This window comes from Mycolicibacterium brisbanense (assembly GCF_001570425.1).
Lineage (GTDB): Bacteria > Actinomycetota > Actinomycetes > Mycobacteriales > Mycobacteriaceae > Mycobacterium > Mycobacterium brisbanense.
The window spans coordinates 1-1,070 of the sequence record NZ_BCSX01000014.1; the positions used below are offsets into that span (position 1 = coordinate 1).

Below are 1,070 nucleotides of genomic sequence, written 5' to 3' on the forward strand. Positions count from 1 at the left end.
CGGCCTGCAGGTGCACCCACACCCCGGTGGCCTGCGAGATCAACTGAATCCAGATCCAACAAACCCGACTCTAAAACCGGGTGGACTCAGAAACGGGGACTCGCCAATCCTGCTCACAACTGACGCTCCTCACTGATCCGGACGTGGTTGGGGGTGCGGCCGCACGTCTAATGACATCAAGAATGGGGTTGGCCGTCTATCTGCCGGGCGTGCTTCTCTGCCCCAAACAACCCGCCAACGCATCAGCCCTCGCTGTACTTAGGCATCGGACTGTGATTGGCTCGCGGGATGGAATCCTTCCGCTTCACCTACGAAGGACCCGCCGGTACTGAAGGTGCCCTTGCGCAGGAACTGAAGACTCAGGGCGTGACCTCTGTCGACTATGAACCGTCGACTGAACAGAGGAACTTGCCGGAAGCGGTCGAAATTGTCCGGACGGTGTTCGAGGTTGGCGGCGACGCCTCGCTCATCATCACGGTCGGTCAGGCCGTCCGGAAGATCACAAAGCGCTTTAGAGGCTCAAGCGTTACTGGTTTGCCGGCCGCCGCTTCTCCTGCATCAGCCGCCTCGGCTGAAGACGAAGACAAGACCGGCCAAGACTCATCGGAGTAACGCGTCGCCAGTAAGGCATCGCACTCAGCAACTTCGCTCCTTGGCGCTATCGCCGTGTGTTTGCCCGGGTGTTTTCCTGCGTTCTTGGAGAAACCGAGAACGTCAGATTTGCCAACCCAGGGCATTCGAATCGATAGTGCCCGCGTCTCCGAGATGGGGAGGGCCGAGCTCGCTCGAAGTCGGCGTGGCGCAGTCAATCCATCGGCTGCCATCGATACCGTGCCTATGTGGTGGATCGCTCGAAGATCGGTGTTGTACGGGTGGGCCGGATATGACTGATCGCGCTCGTCGAAAGTCCCCAGGTGTGCTCGTTGAAATTCCTCACCTGTGAGCAGCGGTCAGTGTAGTGGTTGGCGGGTGCCGGTGGTGGCTCGGCGGAGGGTGTCGGTGGAGGCGTGGTGGTCGCGTAGTCGGTAGGACTCGCCGTCGAGGTTGATGACTACGGATCGGTGCAGGAG

General features: G+C 60.3%; 1 protein-coding gene and 1 pseudogene. One reads left to right on the forward strand and one right to left on the reverse strand.

Annotated features, from left to right (window positions below; all coding sequences use genetic code 11):
- The first annotated feature begins 288 nt into the window (after window positions 1-288).
- Window positions 289-612 (forward strand): hypothetical protein, encoded by a 324-nt coding sequence (locus RMCB_RS05240; RefSeq protein ID WP_062827946.1) that lies wholly within the window; start codon window positions 289-291, stop codon window positions 610-612.
- Between the two features lie 338 nt (window positions 613-950).
- On the opposite strand, the pseudogene RMCB_RS36440 reads toward RMCB_RS05240, so the two are convergent.
- A pseudogene (locus RMCB_RS36440) lies at window positions 951-1,070 on the reverse strand (IS21-like element helper ATPase IstB); the annotation flags it as partial.

Excerpts from the sequence above, each read along its gene's own strand:
- RMCB_RS05240 (WP_062827946.1), top strand. The coding sequence starts at position 289 with ATGGAATCCTTCCGCTTCACCTACGAAGGACCCGCCGGTACTGAAGGT.